14 protein-coding genes and 4 tRNA genes are annotated in these 14,635 nt (G+C 74.9%); 9 read left to right on the top strand and 9 right to left on the bottom strand.

The features are described from left to right. Nucleotide 1: 1 nt before the first annotated feature. From ACU616_RS06090 to ACU616_RS06105, 4 genes are all read right to left on the bottom strand, one after another. Nucleotides 2-77: transfer RNA gene (locus ACU616_RS06090), tRNA-Lys, on the bottom strand. Between the two features lie 187 nt (nt 78-264). Continuing rightward, nucleotides 265-2,211 carry a glycosyltransferase family 2 protein gene (locus tag ACU616_RS06095; RefSeq protein WP_446757582.1) on the bottom strand — a complete coding sequence of 649 codons (1,947 nt, stop codon included), beginning with the start codon at nt 2,209-2,211 and terminating at the stop codon, nt 265-267. Nucleotides 2,212-2,861: 650 nt separating this feature from the next. After that, nucleotides 2,862-3,596: a hypothetical protein gene (locus ACU616_RS06100; RefSeq protein ID WP_446757583.1), complete on the bottom strand. Its 735-nt coding sequence runs from the start codon at nt 3,594-3,596 to the stop codon at nt 2,862-2,864. A gap of 169 nt (nt 3,597-3,765) precedes the next feature. Beyond that, nucleotides 3,766-4,608, bottom strand: a complete 843-nt coding sequence (locus ACU616_RS06105; protein WP_446757584.1) for a DUF2231 domain-containing protein — start codon at nt 4,606-4,608, stop codon at nt 3,766-3,768. A 237-nt stretch (nt 4,609-4,845) separates the two neighbouring features. Here ACU616_RS06105 and ACU616_RS06110 point away from each other — a divergent pair, with 237 nt between their 5' ends. From ACU616_RS06110 to ACU616_RS06125, 4 genes are all read left to right on the top strand, one after another. Continuing rightward, nucleotides 4,846-5,313: a GtrA family protein gene (locus ACU616_RS06110; RefSeq protein WP_446757585.1), complete on the top strand. Its 468-nt coding sequence runs from the start codon at nt 4,846-4,848 to the stop codon at nt 5,311-5,313. 95 nt (nt 5,314-5,408) lie between these two features. Next, nucleotides 5,409-6,011, top strand: a complete 603-nt coding sequence (wrbA, locus tag ACU616_RS06115) for an NAD(P)H:quinone oxidoreductase (RefSeq protein WP_446757586.1) — start codon at nt 5,409-5,411, stop codon at nt 6,009-6,011. An 85-nt stretch (nt 6,012-6,096) separates the two neighbouring features. Beyond that, nucleotides 6,097-7,620: a metallophosphoesterase family protein gene (locus ACU616_RS06120; protein WP_446757587.1), complete on the top strand. Its 1,524-nt coding sequence runs from the start codon at nt 6,097-6,099 to the stop codon at nt 7,618-7,620. 24 nt (nt 7,621-7,644) lie between these two features. Continuing rightward, entirely contained in the window at nt 7,645-7,977 is a 333-nt protein-coding gene (locus ACU616_RS06125; RefSeq protein ID WP_446757588.1) for a hypothetical protein, read from the top strand. An 81-nt stretch (nt 7,978-8,058) separates the two neighbouring features. Here ACU616_RS06125 and ACU616_RS06130 read toward each other — a convergent pair whose 3' ends face one another. Next, nucleotides 8,059-8,724: an AMIN-like domain-containing (lipo)protein gene (locus ACU616_RS06130; protein WP_446757589.1), complete on the bottom strand. Its 666-nt coding sequence runs from the start codon at nt 8,722-8,724 to the stop codon at nt 8,059-8,061. Nucleotides 8,725-8,950: 226 nt separating this feature from the next. On the opposite strand from ACU616_RS06130, the gene ACU616_RS06135 reads away from it, so the two are divergent. The 4 genes from ACU616_RS06135 to ACU616_RS06150 all read left to right on the top strand — a co-directional run bounded on the left by ACU616_RS06135 (nt 8,951) and on the right by ACU616_RS06150 (nt 9,738). Continuing rightward, nucleotides 8,951-9,023: transfer RNA gene (locus ACU616_RS06135), tRNA-Glu, on the top strand. A gap of 17 nt (nt 9,024-9,040) precedes the next feature. Next, nucleotides 9,041-9,114 (top strand) — tRNA-Asp (locus ACU616_RS06140). A gap of 26 nt (nt 9,115-9,140) precedes the next feature. Next, a tRNA-Phe gene (locus tag ACU616_RS06145) sits at nt 9,141-9,214 on the top strand. Between the two features lie 23 nt (nt 9,215-9,237). Continuing rightward, on the top strand, nt 9,238-9,738 hold the full coding sequence (locus ACU616_RS06150; protein WP_446757590.1) for a GNAT family N-acetyltransferase: 501 nt from the start codon (nt 9,238-9,240) through the stop codon (nt 9,736-9,738). 1 nt (nt 9,739) lies between these two features. Here ACU616_RS06150 and ACU616_RS06155 read toward each other — a convergent pair whose 3' ends face one another. Beyond that, nucleotides 9,740-10,756 (bottom strand): glycosyltransferase, encoded by a 1,017-nt coding sequence (locus tag ACU616_RS06155; RefSeq protein ID WP_446757591.1) that lies wholly within the window; start codon nt 10,754-10,756, stop codon nt 9,740-9,742. Between the two features lie 110 nt (nt 10,757-10,866). Then, a complete protein-coding gene (locus tag ACU616_RS06160) occupies nt 10,867-11,625 on the bottom strand; it encodes a phosphodiesterase (protein ID WP_446757592.1) in 759 nt (252 codons plus the stop codon). Between the two features lie 179 nt (nt 11,626-11,804). Between ACU616_RS06160 and ACU616_RS06165 the strand changes: the two genes are divergently transcribed. Next, complete coding sequence (locus ACU616_RS06165; RefSeq protein WP_446757593.1) at nt 11,805-12,005, top strand: hypothetical protein; 201 nt, start codon at nt 11,805-11,807, stop codon at nt 12,003-12,005. A gap of 93 nt (nt 12,006-12,098) precedes the next feature. On the opposite strand, the gene ACU616_RS06170 is transcribed toward ACU616_RS06165, so the two are convergent. Together ACU616_RS06170 and ACU616_RS06175 are read right to left on the bottom strand one after the other, a co-directional pair. Continuing rightward, nucleotides 12,099-13,607: a class I adenylate-forming enzyme family protein gene (locus ACU616_RS06170; RefSeq protein WP_446757594.1), complete on the bottom strand. Its 1,509-nt coding sequence runs from the start codon at nt 13,605-13,607 to the stop codon at nt 12,099-12,101. Continuing rightward, a complete protein-coding gene (locus tag ACU616_RS06175; RefSeq protein WP_446757595.1) occupies nt 13,607-14,593 on the bottom strand; it encodes a phosphotriesterase family protein in 987 nt (328 codons plus the stop codon). Before ACU616_RS06175 ends, ACU616_RS06170 begins: the two co-directional genes overlap by 1 nt. Between the last annotated feature and the right edge of the window lie 42 nt (nt 14,594-14,635).

Consider the following 14,635-nt stretch of genomic DNA (forward strand, 5'->3'; position numbering starts at 1 on the left):
CTGGTGGGCCCCGTGGGGATCGAACCCACAACCCGCGGATTAAAAGTCCGCTGCTCTGCCAGTTGAGCTAGAGGCCCGGTGGGTGCAGGGACCGTCTGGACGCCCACGGACGACGCGTGGGCCGTCCCGTGGCGCCTGCCACCCACTGCGAGGCTAGCGCGCCGTCGCCGCGCCAGCGGGCGCCCCGACCGGTGGCGACGGGCAGCGAGGCCGCCTGTCGCCGCAGCTCCCCCCATCCGACCGGCCGACCGGGTCGGCTCACGGTCAGGCCGGTTGCAGCTCGGCGACCGGGGGACGGCTCGGCGCGCCCAGAGCTGCCAGGAGTTGCGCCGAGGTGACGTGCCCCTCGGCGACGGCCAGGTCGCCGAGCCGCATCCAGGCGGCGTCGCTCGTCGCCTGCAGGTCGAGCAGTTCCCGGAGCTGGGCGTTGCTGAGCGCGCCCTGCGCGACGAGGACCTCACCGATCCGGCGGTGGCGGAGGACCGATCGGACCCGGACCAGGCGCACCGCCTCCCCGACGCGGCCGGACCCGACGTGCAGCAGCGGGAGCACGCAGAGGACGGCCGTGAGGCCGGCCCACACGTAGAGCGCCGAGTAGTCGTGGTGCAGCAGCGGGCCGGCGAGCAGCGCGACCGCCGCCACCGCCAGCCACAGCAGGTGCGGGCGGAAGGTCCGCCACGTGTCCCCGGTGGCGGCGCTGCCCTTCGCGGTGACCACGTACACCAGTGGTCGTCCGGCCAGCTGGGCGGCGGCCGCGGCGACGTAGACCGGTGCGGTGATCAGGTCGAGCAGCATCCCCGCCAGGCCCCAGGAGCTGCGTTCGTGCTCCACCAGGTTGAAGCGCCGCATGCAGAAGGAGAAGAGCAGCCCGGCCAGGAGGTTGGCGCCGAACAGCACCGACCACTGCAGCACCGGCAAGTGGGTCACCGTCACACCGCCCACCAGGTACAGGACCGAGAGCGCGATGCCGCCCACCCAGACGACGGCCGTCGTCGGGTAGTGCGTCTGCAGGGCGAAGAAGGACAGCCGCTGCTGCCGGGTCCGCATCCGCGAGAAGACGTGCGGGGAGTGCTGGCGGGCGATCTCCCAGATGCCGTAGGCCCAGCGCTTCTGCTGGCTGAAGAAGTCCGAGTAGGTGGCCGGCCCCTCCCCGACCGCCACGATGTCCGGCGTGTAGACGCCCTTCCAGTTGCGTCCGGTCGCCGCGTTCACCGCCGTGTAGACGACCATCGACGTGAGGTGGTCCTCGATGATGCAGTCCTGGTACCCGCCGATCTGCGCGAAGGCGGCCGGCCGGTAGAGGTGGTTGGTCCCGATCAGCAGCGGGGCGTCGTGACCGTTGCCGCCGCGCTGGATGATGCCGTGGAAGAGGTAGGCGAGCTCCGCCGCACCACGGGCCACGAAGGACTCGGTCAGGTTGCCGTAGACCTGCGGCGCGACCACGAAGGCCACGTCCGGGTCGGAGAAGTAGCCCAGGGTGCGCTCGAGGAAGTTCGGGAAAGGCACGTGGTCGGGGTCCATCTGGGCCACGACGTCGTACAGGTGCTCGTGCCGGCTGCGCCAGGCGTTGTGGTTGCCGTGCTTGGTCTTCGCCCGGAACGGCCCGCTCGGCTGGTTCCACTCCGGCCGCCCCTTCCGGCTGAAGTGCCGTACGCCGAGCTCGGCGCAGCGCCGGCGGACCTCCGGGTCGTCCCCCTCGTCGAGCAGCCACACGTCCAGGAGCCCGTCGTGGCGGATCCGGGTCATCGCCCGCAGGGTGGCCATGACCAGCTCCAGCGGTTCCTTCCCGGGCACGATGGTGGTCAGGACGGCGACGCGCAGCCCCGGCTGTGGTCGCATGGGGATCGGGTCGCGTGCCTGCCCCGCGTGGTAGGTGACCGTCCAGGTGCGCAGGCCGGCGATCAGCTGCAGCACCACCATCACGACCAGACCGGCCACGGACAGGGCGTCCACCAGGACCCCGCCGCCGAGTCGGGGGAGGTTGTCCGGGAGCAGCAGGTAGCCGGCCAGCGCGAGGGCGAGGACGACGTGGAACCAACCCAGCCCCAGGACACCGCGCCGTTGCCGGGCGGTGAGGGCGTCGCGGTAGCGGACCCGGTCCTCCCCACCCTGGACCGCTCCGGTGACCTCCGTCGCGGTCCGACCGTAGAGCCTTCCGCTCCGCCGCCGTTCGTGGACGCCTGCGCGCGGCCCTGGGCCCGTGTCACTCACGCCATCTGTTCGGGAGTCGGGGCCCACGGGTGCAGCGGTGCACCCGCGGGACCACCCGAAAGAGGTAGACCGGTTCCCTGGTGAGCCGCGTGCTCACCACGGCGCGTGGCCCGGCCAGTCGTCCACGGGCACGGTGGGGCCCCGACGCGGCGACCCCCTCGTCGCCCGCGCCCGCCTCACCGGAGGTGTCCGCTCCAGCTGGGCCACGGGGCCGGCGCCCGACCGGCGGATCGAGACCGGACCCGACGCCGCGGACGTCCGGCACGCGGGGTCCACCGCACGCCCTGCCGTCCCCTACCAGGTACGAGCGGCTCGCCCTAGGGGACGGGCGCCGCCCGCGGCTCAGAGCACGTCGAAGGCGATCAGCAGGACGAGCGTCAGCAGGGCGGAGACCAGCAGGCTGCCGAGGCAGCCGAGGCGGCTGGAGAAGAGGAAGAACACCGACCCGGGGTGCCCACAGACCGCTGGGCACAACCCTGCGTGACCGCCGACACCCTCCCCGGACGGGTACTACCCGTTCAGGGGATCGCGGCGGCGGACGCCCGCTACGTAGCGTCATCGCCAGCGCGGAGGACGACCGCCCGCGCCGCCCGACTCCGGTCCGGCCGTCCCGATCCCCCCGGGACGGCCGGACCGGTCCACGTGAGCGCTCAGCCACAGACGCGGTCGACCAGCGCGGCCAGCACGTCCCGCTGCGCCTGGTCCAGCGGCAGGTCCAGCGGCACCTGGTCGTCGTCCCCCACGCGCACCGCCATCGGGAAGACGTAGGGCTGCTTGGTCTCGGCCAGCACGTGCGGGTCGCAGGACGCCGAGGTGAACTCCACCGGCACCTCCAGGCGGCGCTCCCCCGCCGCGAGCGTCGCCGGCAGGTCCACGCCCACGCCGTAGAGCACGTTGCGGCCCAGGCGCACCACCTCCACCGCCCGGTCGTCGCCCCCGGCCCGGGTGAGGACGACCGACCCGGTCGCCGCCTCGCCGTCGAGCACCAACCCGCTCACGGCGACGTCCGCGACGGCCAGCACGGCCCGCACCGCGCACTCCTCGGTGTGGATCCGGCCGAGCACCTCGGCGGCGAGCGGGACCAGCAGCTGCTCGCTCCCGCCGTCGGGGCGGACGACGGTCAGCCGCGCGGCCGCCGGCTCCGCGGCGCGGTCGCAGACCACCTCGCCGTACTGCGTGGGCAGGTCGAAGCGGCGCCCGGGCGCGAACTCGACCTGCACCGCGCGGTCCGGCACGGGGGCGAAGCCGGCCGACTCGATCGCCACGGAGGTGACCGTGAACGGCTCGGCCCCGGTGTCGGTGACCGTCACCTGCACCTGCCCACCCACCGCCTCGTCGGTGCGCCACTGCCGCACCTCCGCCTCGATGCCGGGGACGGCGGGCACGGACGGGCCGGCGGGCAGCGGGACGGACGCGGACGACCCAGCCGTGGGCGACACAGCCGAGGGCGCGGACGACCCGGCGCCGCCGTCCCCCGAGCACGCGGCGCACAGGAGGACGGCCAGTCCCACCGCCGTCCGCCGCATGCCGCGGCAGCGTAGGCGGGCGGCGCCCCTACTGGTGCCGGCTGGGCAGCCGCGCCATGACCCGCCCGGCCTCCATGCGGACCTCGAGCTTCTCCTGCGGGTTGGCCGCCGGACCGCGCCGCGGCTCCCCGTTCTCCAGGTCGAACGCCGAGTCGTGCCACGGGCAGACCAGGCAGGTGTGCCCGCGCACCTCCTCGACGCTGCCCTCGTACAGCGGGCCGGCCAGGTGCGAGCACCCCCCGACGAAGACGTCGACCCGCGCGCCCCGGCGGACGGCGGCCAGCGGCGCCGCCACGCCGCTGCCGCTCCCGGTGCGCAGCGCCGGCCGGCCCTCGGGCAGGTCGTCGAGCGGGCCGAGGTCGATCCAGTCCGACGTCAGCGCGCGGGCCGCCGTCGCTGCGTGCGAGGCGCCCGAGGACTGCGCGTAGGACATGTGCCCGCCGATCGCGGCCGAGCCGGTGGCGATGCCCAGCCCGGAGTAGGACAGGACGCGGCCGAGCGTGTCCCGCCCCCGGGCCCGGGCGACCAGCGAGCCGACGTAGAGCCCGAGCGCGGCCACGTTGGACACCGCGTGCAGCGCCCCCAGCCGGCGGACGCCGATCTCCTGCTCCGACCAGTCGGCCGCGCCGGCCATGGCGGCGGGCACCGAGACGGCGACGCCGGTGCCAATCAGCACCGTGGCGGCCGGCCGCAGCGGGGGGATGGCGTCGAGCAGGCCGGCCGAGGCCCAGCTGCCGACGGGGATCTGCACGAGCACCGGGTGCAGCGGATGGCCGAGCCACGTGCCGTGCAGGGCGTCCTTGACCGATCCCCTGATCACCGCGAGCACGGCCTTGCGGGCCGGCTCGATGGCCTTGTCGAAGCTGCTCACGTCCGCGAGTCGGTCGAGGATCCCCATCAGGCTCATGCGCGGGCCACTACCCCGTCGTGGCCGGTCGATACCGGGCGGTCGACCGCGGGCACGGGGGGCACCGTCGCCGACCGTCACGCCGTCCCACTCGTGGGCGATCACACACCACGGGACGCTTCCCAGCGCGTATTGCGTTCGTCCCGAGGGAACTGTCAGTGGCAGGGTCGAGAAAGACACCGTGCGCATCGAGGAGGAGCCGTGACCTGCCCGTCGCTGCACCGCCCCCTGGCGGTCGCCGACCTCGTCGGTGACCTCGCGGCCCTGGTGCGGTCCGACAGGGGTCTGGGGCAGTTCGCCCGGTTCGTCCTCGTCGGCGGGTTCTCCAGCGCGGTCTACGCCTTGCTGTTCGTGCTGCTGCGCGGGCTGGGCGAGGTCCCGGCCAACCTGGTCGGCGCGGCGCTGTCCTCGGTGCTGGCCAACGAGATGCACCGGCGACTGACCTTCCGCGCCGGCGAACGGGTCGGCTGGTTCGCCGCGCAGTGGGAGGGCGGCGCCCTGTGCGTCGCCGGCATGGTCAGCACGAGCCTGGCGCTGCGCTGGCTCAACGAGGTCGTCACCGAGCCCGCCGTCGTCACCGAGATCCTGCTGATCGCCGCCGTCACGGCCACGATCGGCACCCTGCGGTTCCTGGCGCTGCGCTGGGTGTTCCGCCCCCATCACGCCTGACCCGCCGTGTGCGCCCCCGGGAAGACGGTTCCACTGTTCCCTGTTGGTTGAACGCAGAACCACTTGACCACCCGCGAACAGGGAGCCGATCGACCATGACCAAGATCGCCGTCATCTACTACTCGTCCACCGGCAACGTGCACCAGCTCGCCGCCGCCCTCGCCGAGGGCGCCGCGGAGGCCGGCGCCGAGGTGCGCCTGCGCCGGGTCAAGGAGCTGGCCCCGCAGGAGGCCATCGACTCCAACCCGCTGTGGCGCGCTCACGTCGACGCCACCGCCGACGAGGTCCAGGAGGCCACCCCGGCCGACATGGAGTGGGCCGACGGCTACGCCCTGGGGACGCCGACCCGCTTCGGCACCCCGGCCGCGCAGATGAAGCAGTTCATCGACACCCTCGGCGGGCTGTGGTTCACCGGCAAGCTCGCGAACAAGGGCGCCACCGCCTTCACCAGCGCGCAGAACGCCCACGGCGGCAACGAGTCGACGATCCTCACGCTGTTCAACGTCTTCTCGCACTTCGGCGCCGTCATCGTGCCGCCCGGCTACACCGACCCGCTGCTGTTCGAGGCCGGCGGCAACCCCTACGGCGTCTCCAACGCCTCCGGCGGCAAGTCCGCCACCGCCACCGAGGCGGAGCTCGCCGCCGCCCGCTACCAGGGCCGCCGCCTGGCCGAGGTGACGGCGAAGCTGGTCGCCTGACCGCCGGGCCGGTCACGCGATGATCAGGTGACCTGATCCCGGCGCGTCCTCCCTCACGGTGGGCGGTGAGGGAGGACGCGCTGCGGTGAGGGAGGACGCGCTCACCGCGGCCGCCGCTAGCCTCGGCGGGATGGACGAGCCGACGCCGCCACCGGCCGCCGGGCACCGGCGCAGGTGGGCGCGGACCACCGCCCGGTGGTCGTTCCGGCTGCTCGTCGCGGTCGCCGGCGCGGTCCTCGGCATCCTGCTGCTCGGCCGCGTCGAGGCGCCGATCGGCCCCTTCGACGCCTCGCTCGCCCTCACGCCCACCGGCGGCGGCGCCACCGTGGAGGTGCCGCCGCTGGGCGCCCTGGCCGTCGACGCCTACGACGGCCCGCTGGGTCTCGACGTCCAGCTGCGCCGCGTCGACGAGGCGCGCGTCCAGGCACTGGTGGCCGACCCCGCCCAGCTCGACGGCCTGGTCGACCGGGTGAGCGACGACCTGCAGGCCGCCGTCGTCCGGCTGGCGTGGACGACGGCCGCGGCCGGCCTCGGTGGCGCCGTCCTCACCTCGCTGGTCGTCTTCCGGCGCTGGCGCGAGCCGCTGCTCGCCGCCGGCGTCTCCGTCGTCCTGCTCGCCGGCACCGCCGGGCTGGGCGCGGCCACCTGGCGGCCCGAGGCGCTCTCGCAGCCGACCTACACCGGCCTGCTGGTCAACGCGACCAGCCTCATCGGCAGCGCCGAGGACATCGTGGCCCGGTTCGACGCCTACCGGGCCTCGCTCGAGGAACTCGTCACCAACGTCGGCACGCTCTACTCGACGCTCTCCGCGCTCCCGGCCCCGGGCGGCCCCGCCGACACCGTCGCCCTCCTGCACGTGTCCGACCTGCACCTCAACCCGGCCGGCTTCGACCTGGTGGCGCAGGTGGTCGACCAGTTCGACGTCGACGGCGTGCTCGACACCGGGGACATCACCGACTGGGGCAGCGAGCCGGAGAACCAGCTGATCAGCCGCGTGGGGCAGCTCGGCGTCCCCTACGTCTACATCCGCGGCAACCACGACTCCGCGGTCACCGCCGGGCTGGTCGCCTCCCAGCCCAACGCCACGGTGCTCGACGACACGGCGACGACGGTCGCCGGCATCACCGTCGTCGGGGCGCCGGACCCGCGCTTCACGCCCGACAAGGACGCCACCGGCGACACCGAGCCGCTGGCGCAGACCGGCGAGGACCTCGCCGACGTCGCCCAGGCGTTGCCCGAGCCCCCGGCGATCGCGATGGTGCACGACCCGAAGCAGGCACCTCCGCTGGACGGCGTCGTGCCGCTGGTGCTGGCCGGGCACACCCACGAGCGCGAGGTCGAGACCCTCGACGACGGGACGCTGCTCATGGTGCAGGGCTCCACCGGCGGCGCCGGCCTGCGCGGCCTGCAGGGCGAGTACCCCGAACCGCTGACCTGCACGGTGCTCTACCTCGACCCGGACACCGGCACGCTGGTCGCCTACGACGACATCACGCTGGGCGGGCTCGGCGAGACCGAGGCGACGATCGCGCGCACCGTCGTGCCGGAGGCCGCCAGTGGCGCGGCCGACTCGGGCGACGGCGGGGCGCCCGCCTCCCCGACGGGCTGACCGGCGCCGCCTACGCTCGCCGGCATGGTCCCGACGACGCGCACCGCCCGCCTGGCCGCCGGACTGCTCGCCGGAGGGCTCACCCTCGTGCCCCTGACCGGCTGCTCGTTCACCTCGGACAACCTGTCGTGCAGCGCGTCGCAGTGCACCGTGACGCTGGACGGGCAGGGCTCCGAGGTCGAGGTGCTGGGCACCACGGTGACCCTCGGCAGCGTGCAGGACGGCCGGGCCCAGATCAGCGTCGGCGGGGCGAGCGTGTCCTGCGGGCAGGGTGAGAGCGTCACCGCCGGGCCGCTGGCGCTGGAGTGCACCAGCGTCACCGGCGACGCGGTCGAGCTCACCGCCACCCTGAACTGAACGAAGGACCACTCTGCCCCCCACCGCTCGCAGGCTCGCGGCGGGACCCTGCAGAGGGGCCGTTCCCGCACCACACCGCGCTCAGGCGGGGTCGGCGACCTCCACGACGATCCGCGACGGGTCCTCCAGCGCGTAGACGCGGAACGGCGCCCGCCCGCTGGTGCCGACGAAGGCGACCGTCGTCCCCTCGAACGTCGCGTCGTAGGCGACCTCGGTGACCGTCTCGGTGCCCTGCCCCGGCAGCGGGTCGGGGCCCGCGTACTCCTCGACGCCGGTGTCGTACGGGTAACCGACGCCGGTGACGGTCACCTGGAGGACGGCGTCCCCGGCGACGTCGACCGGCTGGCCGCTGCCCTGGGAGGTGGCGGCGTCGACGTAGCGGACGTCCCAGCCGGGCGTCCCGGTGCCGTCGACCTCGAACACCACGCGGTCGAAACCGTCGTGCCGGCCGGTGCGGATGTCGGTGACCGTGACCAGGGCGTCCGCCGACGCCTCGGCGGTGTCGGGCTCGGTGTCCGCCGCGAAGGACGGGGCGGACGTGCCGCCGTCGTCCCCGGCCGGGTCCGTCGCGCCGCTCTCCTCACCGCTGCCTGCCGTCGGGTCGACCTCGTCGGCACCGGACGCCGTGCCGGTCGCCGGGACGGTGCCGGACGCCGAGGCGGTGGCCGGCTGCTCCCCGGCACACCCGGTGAGCAGGACCGCCGCGGCGAGGAGGGTGCAGGCGGGGACGAGGGAGCGGCGGGTCACCCTCCGAGCGTCGCAGCCCACGCGCCCCGGCCGTGGCACCGCCGCGTCCGTGTCGCGGCCCTCCCGGCGATCACGGGGCCCGGTGGCGACGTGCCGGCCGGGACACCCTCCGGCAGCAGGCGGGGGACCGGGCCGCCGACGGCGACCGCCACGCCCCCGCGGAGGGGGGGTTCCGAGGGCACCCCCGACGACCATGTAGAGTTCTCGCTGCCCCCGGCGAACACGAGCCCCCATCGTCTAGCGGTCCAGGACGCCGCCCTTTCAAGGCGGTAGCACGGGTTCGAACCCCGTTGGGGGCACGCACGACACACAGCAAGGCCCTGTAGCGCAGTTGGTTAGCGCGCCGCCCTGTCACGGCGGAGGTCGCGGGTTCGAGTCCCGTCAGGGTCGCTTCCCCGGTGGAACGTCACCGGGAGGGGCAGGTAGCTCAGTCGGTACGAGCGCTCGCCTGAAAAGCGAGAGGTCGGCGGTTCGACCCCGCCCCTGCCCACACACTCCCCCGGACGGTGCTCCGTGGCCCTGGTCCCCCGCGACCCGGCCACCGAGCCGGTCCTCGCCGCCCGCCTGCTCGACCTGCAGCGCGCCGCCTATGCCGTCGAGGCGCGGCTCATCGGCGACGACCGCATCCCCGCCCTGCACGAGGACCTCCCCGCGCTCCGGGACGCCGGCCTGCACTGGCTGGTGGCCGCGGAGGAGGACGGCGTCGTCGCCGCGGTCGCCTGGCGGGTCACCGACGGCGGCCTCGACCTCGACCGGCTCGTCGTCGACCCGGCGCACGCCCGCCGCGGGTTGGGCCGGGCGCTGGTCGGCGCCGTCCTGACCGAGGCCGCCGGGCGGCGGGTCACCGTCTCCACGGGCCGGGACAACACCCCGGCGCGCCGGCTCTACGCGGCGCTGGGCTTCGGCGAGGTCGGCGAGCGTGAGGTCCTGCCGGGCCTGTGGCTGGTCGACGCCGTCCACGGGACCGACGCCGTCCACGGGACCGACGCCGCCCGCCGGACCCACGGCGGCTGAGTCACACGCCGACCGGCCGGTCGGCCAGCACCTGCCCGTAGACCTGCTCGTGCACCGCCCGCACCGCCGCCTGCTGCCCGGCCCGCCACGCGCGGTCGGCCGGCCGGGGCATCGGCCGGGTCAGCGCCGCCGCCACCGCGGCGCCCAAGGAGACCGGGTCCAGGCCGCGCTCCTCGTCGTTGCCGTAGACGACGACGTCGGACCACTGGTCGGCGAACCAGCCGCAGCTCGGCGCCACCACGCGGGTGCCGACGTCCCGGCACACCTCGAGATCGCGCGAGTGGGTGCCGCAGCGCTCCGGCAGCACGGCGACGTGCAGCTCCTGCAGCTGCTGCGCCCAGCGGGCCGGCTCCCGGGTCACCACCTCGAGCCCGTCGGCGACGGCGAGGTCGGGGTCGGCGCACAGCGACTGCCCCGGCTCGACGAACACCCGTAACCGCCCCCCGCCGGACACCGCACCGGAGAGCGCGGCACGCACCAGCGCGGCCCGGTCGGGCACCGCCGTCCGCACCGTGCCCGGCGCCAGCCCGACCAGCCCCCGCTCGGCGCCGGTGTCCGGGTCGGCCGCGGTGAGCGACGGGTGGGCCACCACGATCGCCGTCCGCCCGAAGCGCTCGGCGATCTCGTCGGCCGCGCCGGGCGTCAGCGTGAGCACGACCTCGGCGGTGGCCAGCAGGGCGGCGAGGTGCGCGTCGTGGCGGGAACGGGCCGGCTGGTCGGGGTCGCGCAACTGGTGCACGGTCACGACCAGCGGGACCCCGGTGCGCCGCAGCGCCTCGGTCCAGCTGACCACCTCGTCCTCGGGCAGGTGGCCGTAGCCGGTGTGCAGGTGGACGACGTCGACCTGCCCGGCGTGCGCGGTGAGGTAGGCCGGGTCGAGCCACGGGCTGGGGTCGTGCCGGGGGCCCACGCACACCGCGGTCGCGGGCAGCACGGCGTCGACGTAGGCGTCACCGTGCGGGACCGCGGCGACGCGGACCGGCACGGGGGACACGGACGAGGTCAGGGCGTGGACCACGCGAGCGGGCACTCCTCCTGCGGTCGAGCACGCGACGGCAGGGCGGTGCTCCTCGACGATCTACGGCGGTTCCGGTACCCGAGCCCGGTGCCGCACAACCGTCTGTGGCGCTACTGGGTGGCGCTGCTCACCCGTCCGGGCCGGCCCCGGGCGAGGGCGCGGCCCTCCCGCGCGGCCGCGTACGCCGGCGCCCGGAAGCGCGCCATCGGCCCGTCGGCGAGCAGCCCCGGCGGCGGGTTGCGGACGGCGTCGAAGCGCAGGTCCGGGTCGAGCTCGGCCACCGGCGCGGTCAGCGTCAGGCGGGCGAAGGGCACCCACCCCTCCGCACCGCGGGCGACCAGCAGCCGGAACACCAGCCCGCGCTCGGCGACCGCGGCGGCGACCGCACGGGGGTCGGAGGCCACGCCGTCGGGACCGTCCGGGACGGCGGCCAGCCGCAGCGTCCCCGCCGGCGAGCGGTAGCCCATGAAGGAGGAGTAGGTCGATGCCGCGTCGACCCGAGGGACCGGCAGGAACCGCGTCCAGCGGCCACGGCCGCCGGTCGACAGCAGCAGGTCGACCGGCCGGTCGCCGTCGGGCAGGCGGACGGCGAGGCCCAGCAGGTCGGGCAGCGGGGTGGGCAGTCCCGCCCCGCGGGAGAGCCGGACGACGGCGGGCTCGCGCGCGGGCTCCTCCAGCCAGCGCACGCCCCAGCCCCGCGCGCCCCCGGTGCGCTCGAGGACGGCGTCGAGGACGACCCCGCGGGGGTGCATGGGCTTGCCGGCCCGCCACCGGGCCAGGGTGCCCAGCGGCACCGCCGCGAGCCGGCCGGCCAGCCTCGCCAGGTCCTGCACGACGTCCCCCTCCCCGGCGCGCCGAGCTCCGGGCACCAGGAGCGGCCCTACCCGCGGCGGCCGGGCTCTCCCCCGTTCCGCGTGTTCCGTTCACCGCCGGCGACCGGACACGGCCGGGACGCGCCGTCCACCGGCGACACCTGCCCGTGTCGGAGCCGGATGTCCGTCGTCTTTCGCCCTGTGACACGGACCGGTTCACTACCTACCGTGAGTGCGTGCTCACGACGCTCATGGTCATCGGCGGGGTCCTCGTCGGGCTCCTCCTGCTCCTCGCGCTGATCGTCACCCTGAGCGCCCGGCCCGCGACCCGCCCGGCCGGCCGGCCCGCCGGCTGGGTGGCCGACGCCGGCCGGCCGCACCCCGACGCGTGGGCGCCGCCGAGCAGCACCACCGAGGAGATGCGCGCGGTCCGGTGACCGTCCCCTGACCCGGCGTCCCGGCGGCTGCGGACAGCGCGCCGCCGGGACAGCCCGGAGCCCCCGCCCGGCGCGGCGACCCAACGGCGATCCTCAGCGCAGGGGCCGGCCCCACTCCGTCTCCTGCCGAAGCACCGGCTTGAGCACCTTGCCGCCGGGGTTGCGCGGCAGCACGGCCGGGCGCACGGACACGAACTGCGGCACCTTGAAGTCGGCCAGGTGCGCGCGGGCGTGCGCGAGGACGGCGTCGACGTCGAGCTCGGTGCCCGGCAGTGGCACGAGGACGGCGCCCACCTTCTCCCCCATCATCGTGTCGGGCACGCCGACCACCGCGACCTCGAAGACGCCCGGGGCCGCGGCGAGGACGTTCTCCACCTCGACGCAGTACACGTTCTCGCCGCCGCGGTTGATCATGTCCTTGGCCCGGTCGACGACGTAGGTGAAGCCCTCGTCGTCGATGCGCGCCAGGTCGCCGGTGTGCAGCCAGCCGTCGACGAAGGTCTGCGCCGTCGCCTCGGGCTTGTTCCAGTACCCCTGGACGACGTTCGCCCCGCGGATGAGCAGCTCGCCGACGCCGGTCCCGGGGTCGGGGTCGGCCACCTGCAGGTCGACCACGGGCGCGGGGAAACCGACCGAGTGCGCGTGCGTGCCGGCGTACTCGTGCGGCAGGAACGTCGAGATCGACGAGGTCTCCGACAGCCCGAACCCGTTGCCCACCCGCGCGGCGGGGAACGCCTGCTTGATCCGCTGCACCAGGTCCGGGGCGATCGGCGCACCGCCGTAGGTGGCGAACCGCACGCCGCTCACGTCGACGTCGGCGAAGCCCTCCTGGCTGATGGCCAGCCAGAAGATCGCCGGCACCGAGGTGACGACGGCGACCCGCTCCTCCGGGATCAGCCGCAGGAAGCGGCCCACCTCGAACGCCGGCATGACCACGGCCGCCGACCCGCCCTGCAGCGCGACCAGCAGCTGGCTGTTGCAGCCGGTGACGTGGAAGAGCGGCACGCTGATCAGGTTGCGCAGCGACGGGTCGTGCCCCGACAGCCCGACCACCCGGCGGGCGGTCTCGGTGTTGCTGAGGAAGTTCTCGTGGCTGGTCATCGCGCCCTTGGGGAAGCCGGTGGTCCCCGAGGTGTAGAAGATCGCGGCCAGGTCCGAGCGCTGCAGGCCCTCGGCGACGTGCGGGTCGCCGTCGGGCAGCGGGGTGCCCGGCTCGAGCACCACCCGGGCCCCGCTGTCCTCGACGACGTAGCGCGCCTCGGACTCGGTGAACCGGGTGTTCACCGGCACCGCGACCCCGCCGGCCATCAGGGTGCCGAAGAAGCCGAGCACCCAGTCGACGCCGTTGCCCAGCCGGATGGCCACCCGGTCGCCGCGCTGCACGCCGGCCGCGCGCAGGCCGCCGGAGACGCGGGCGGCGGCGTCCCACAGCTCCCGGAAGGTCAGCCGCGGCCCGTCGACCTCCACCACGGCCTCGCCTCCGGGGTCGCGCTCGACCGACGTCCGCAGCATGGCGACGACCGAGTCGGGCAGGTCGGTGTAGTGCTTGACGCCGGCCGCGTCGCGCTCGACGCCGGTCTCGTCGAAGGGGTGCAGGGTCATCAGTACGTCCCGACGTTCTCGAAGTACCGGCGCGGGTTGTCCACCAGCATCGTGGTGATCTGCGCCTCGGTCACCCCCTGCTCGCGCAGGTAGGGCAGCACGTCCTCGTGGATGTGCGTGTAGTGCCACTGCGGCAGCAGGTCCATGACGCCGGGGGCCAGCCAGTCGATGTAGCAGGAGGCGTCCTGCGAGAGCACCATCTGCCCGGCGAAGCCCCGGCGGCACATCTCCACGACGATGTCGGCGCGCGCCTCGAACGTGGTGTCGAGGTTGATGCCGAAGCGGTCCATGCCGAGCACGAAGCCGGCCTCGGCCAGCTCGGTGAGGTGGTCGGCGTCGGTGCTGTCGCCGCTGTGGCCGAGGACGACGCGGCGCGGGTCGACGCCCTCGTCGCCGAGCACCTTCTGCACCTGCAGCCCGGTGTGGCTGCCCGGGTGGGTGTGCACCGTGATCGGCACGCCGGTGGCGCGGTGGGCCTTGGCCACGGCCCGCATCACCCGCTCGACGCCGGCGGTCAGGCCCTGGTGGTCGATCGCGCACTTGAGGACGCCGGCCCGCACGCCGGTGCCCGCGATGCCGCTCTCGATGTCGCCGACGAACATGTCGACCATCGGGTCGGGGACCTCCGCGCCGACCGCCTCGTTGAGCGCCGGGCCGCGGTGGTGGAAGAAGAACGGGACGTCGTCGTAGGTGTAGCAGCCGGTGGCCACGACGACGTTGAGGTCGACCTGCTCGGCGATGCGCTGGATGCGCGGGATGTAGCGGCCCAGGCCGATCACGGTGGGGTCGACGATGGTCCGGACGCCGGTCGCGGCCAGCTTCGTCAGCTTCTGGACGGCGTCGGCGACGCGGTCGTCCTCGCTCCCCCACTCCTCGGGGTAGTTCTGCTGGACGTCGGCGTTCAGCACGAACACGTGCTCGTGCATCAGCGTCGGGCCGAGCTCGGCGGTGTCGACGGGGCCTCGGACGGTCTGCACCTGCGGCACGGGATGGGTCCTCTCGACGGGGGCTGCAACACGGAGGCCCGA

This window comes from Geodermatophilus sp. URMC 62 (assembly GCF_052931475.1).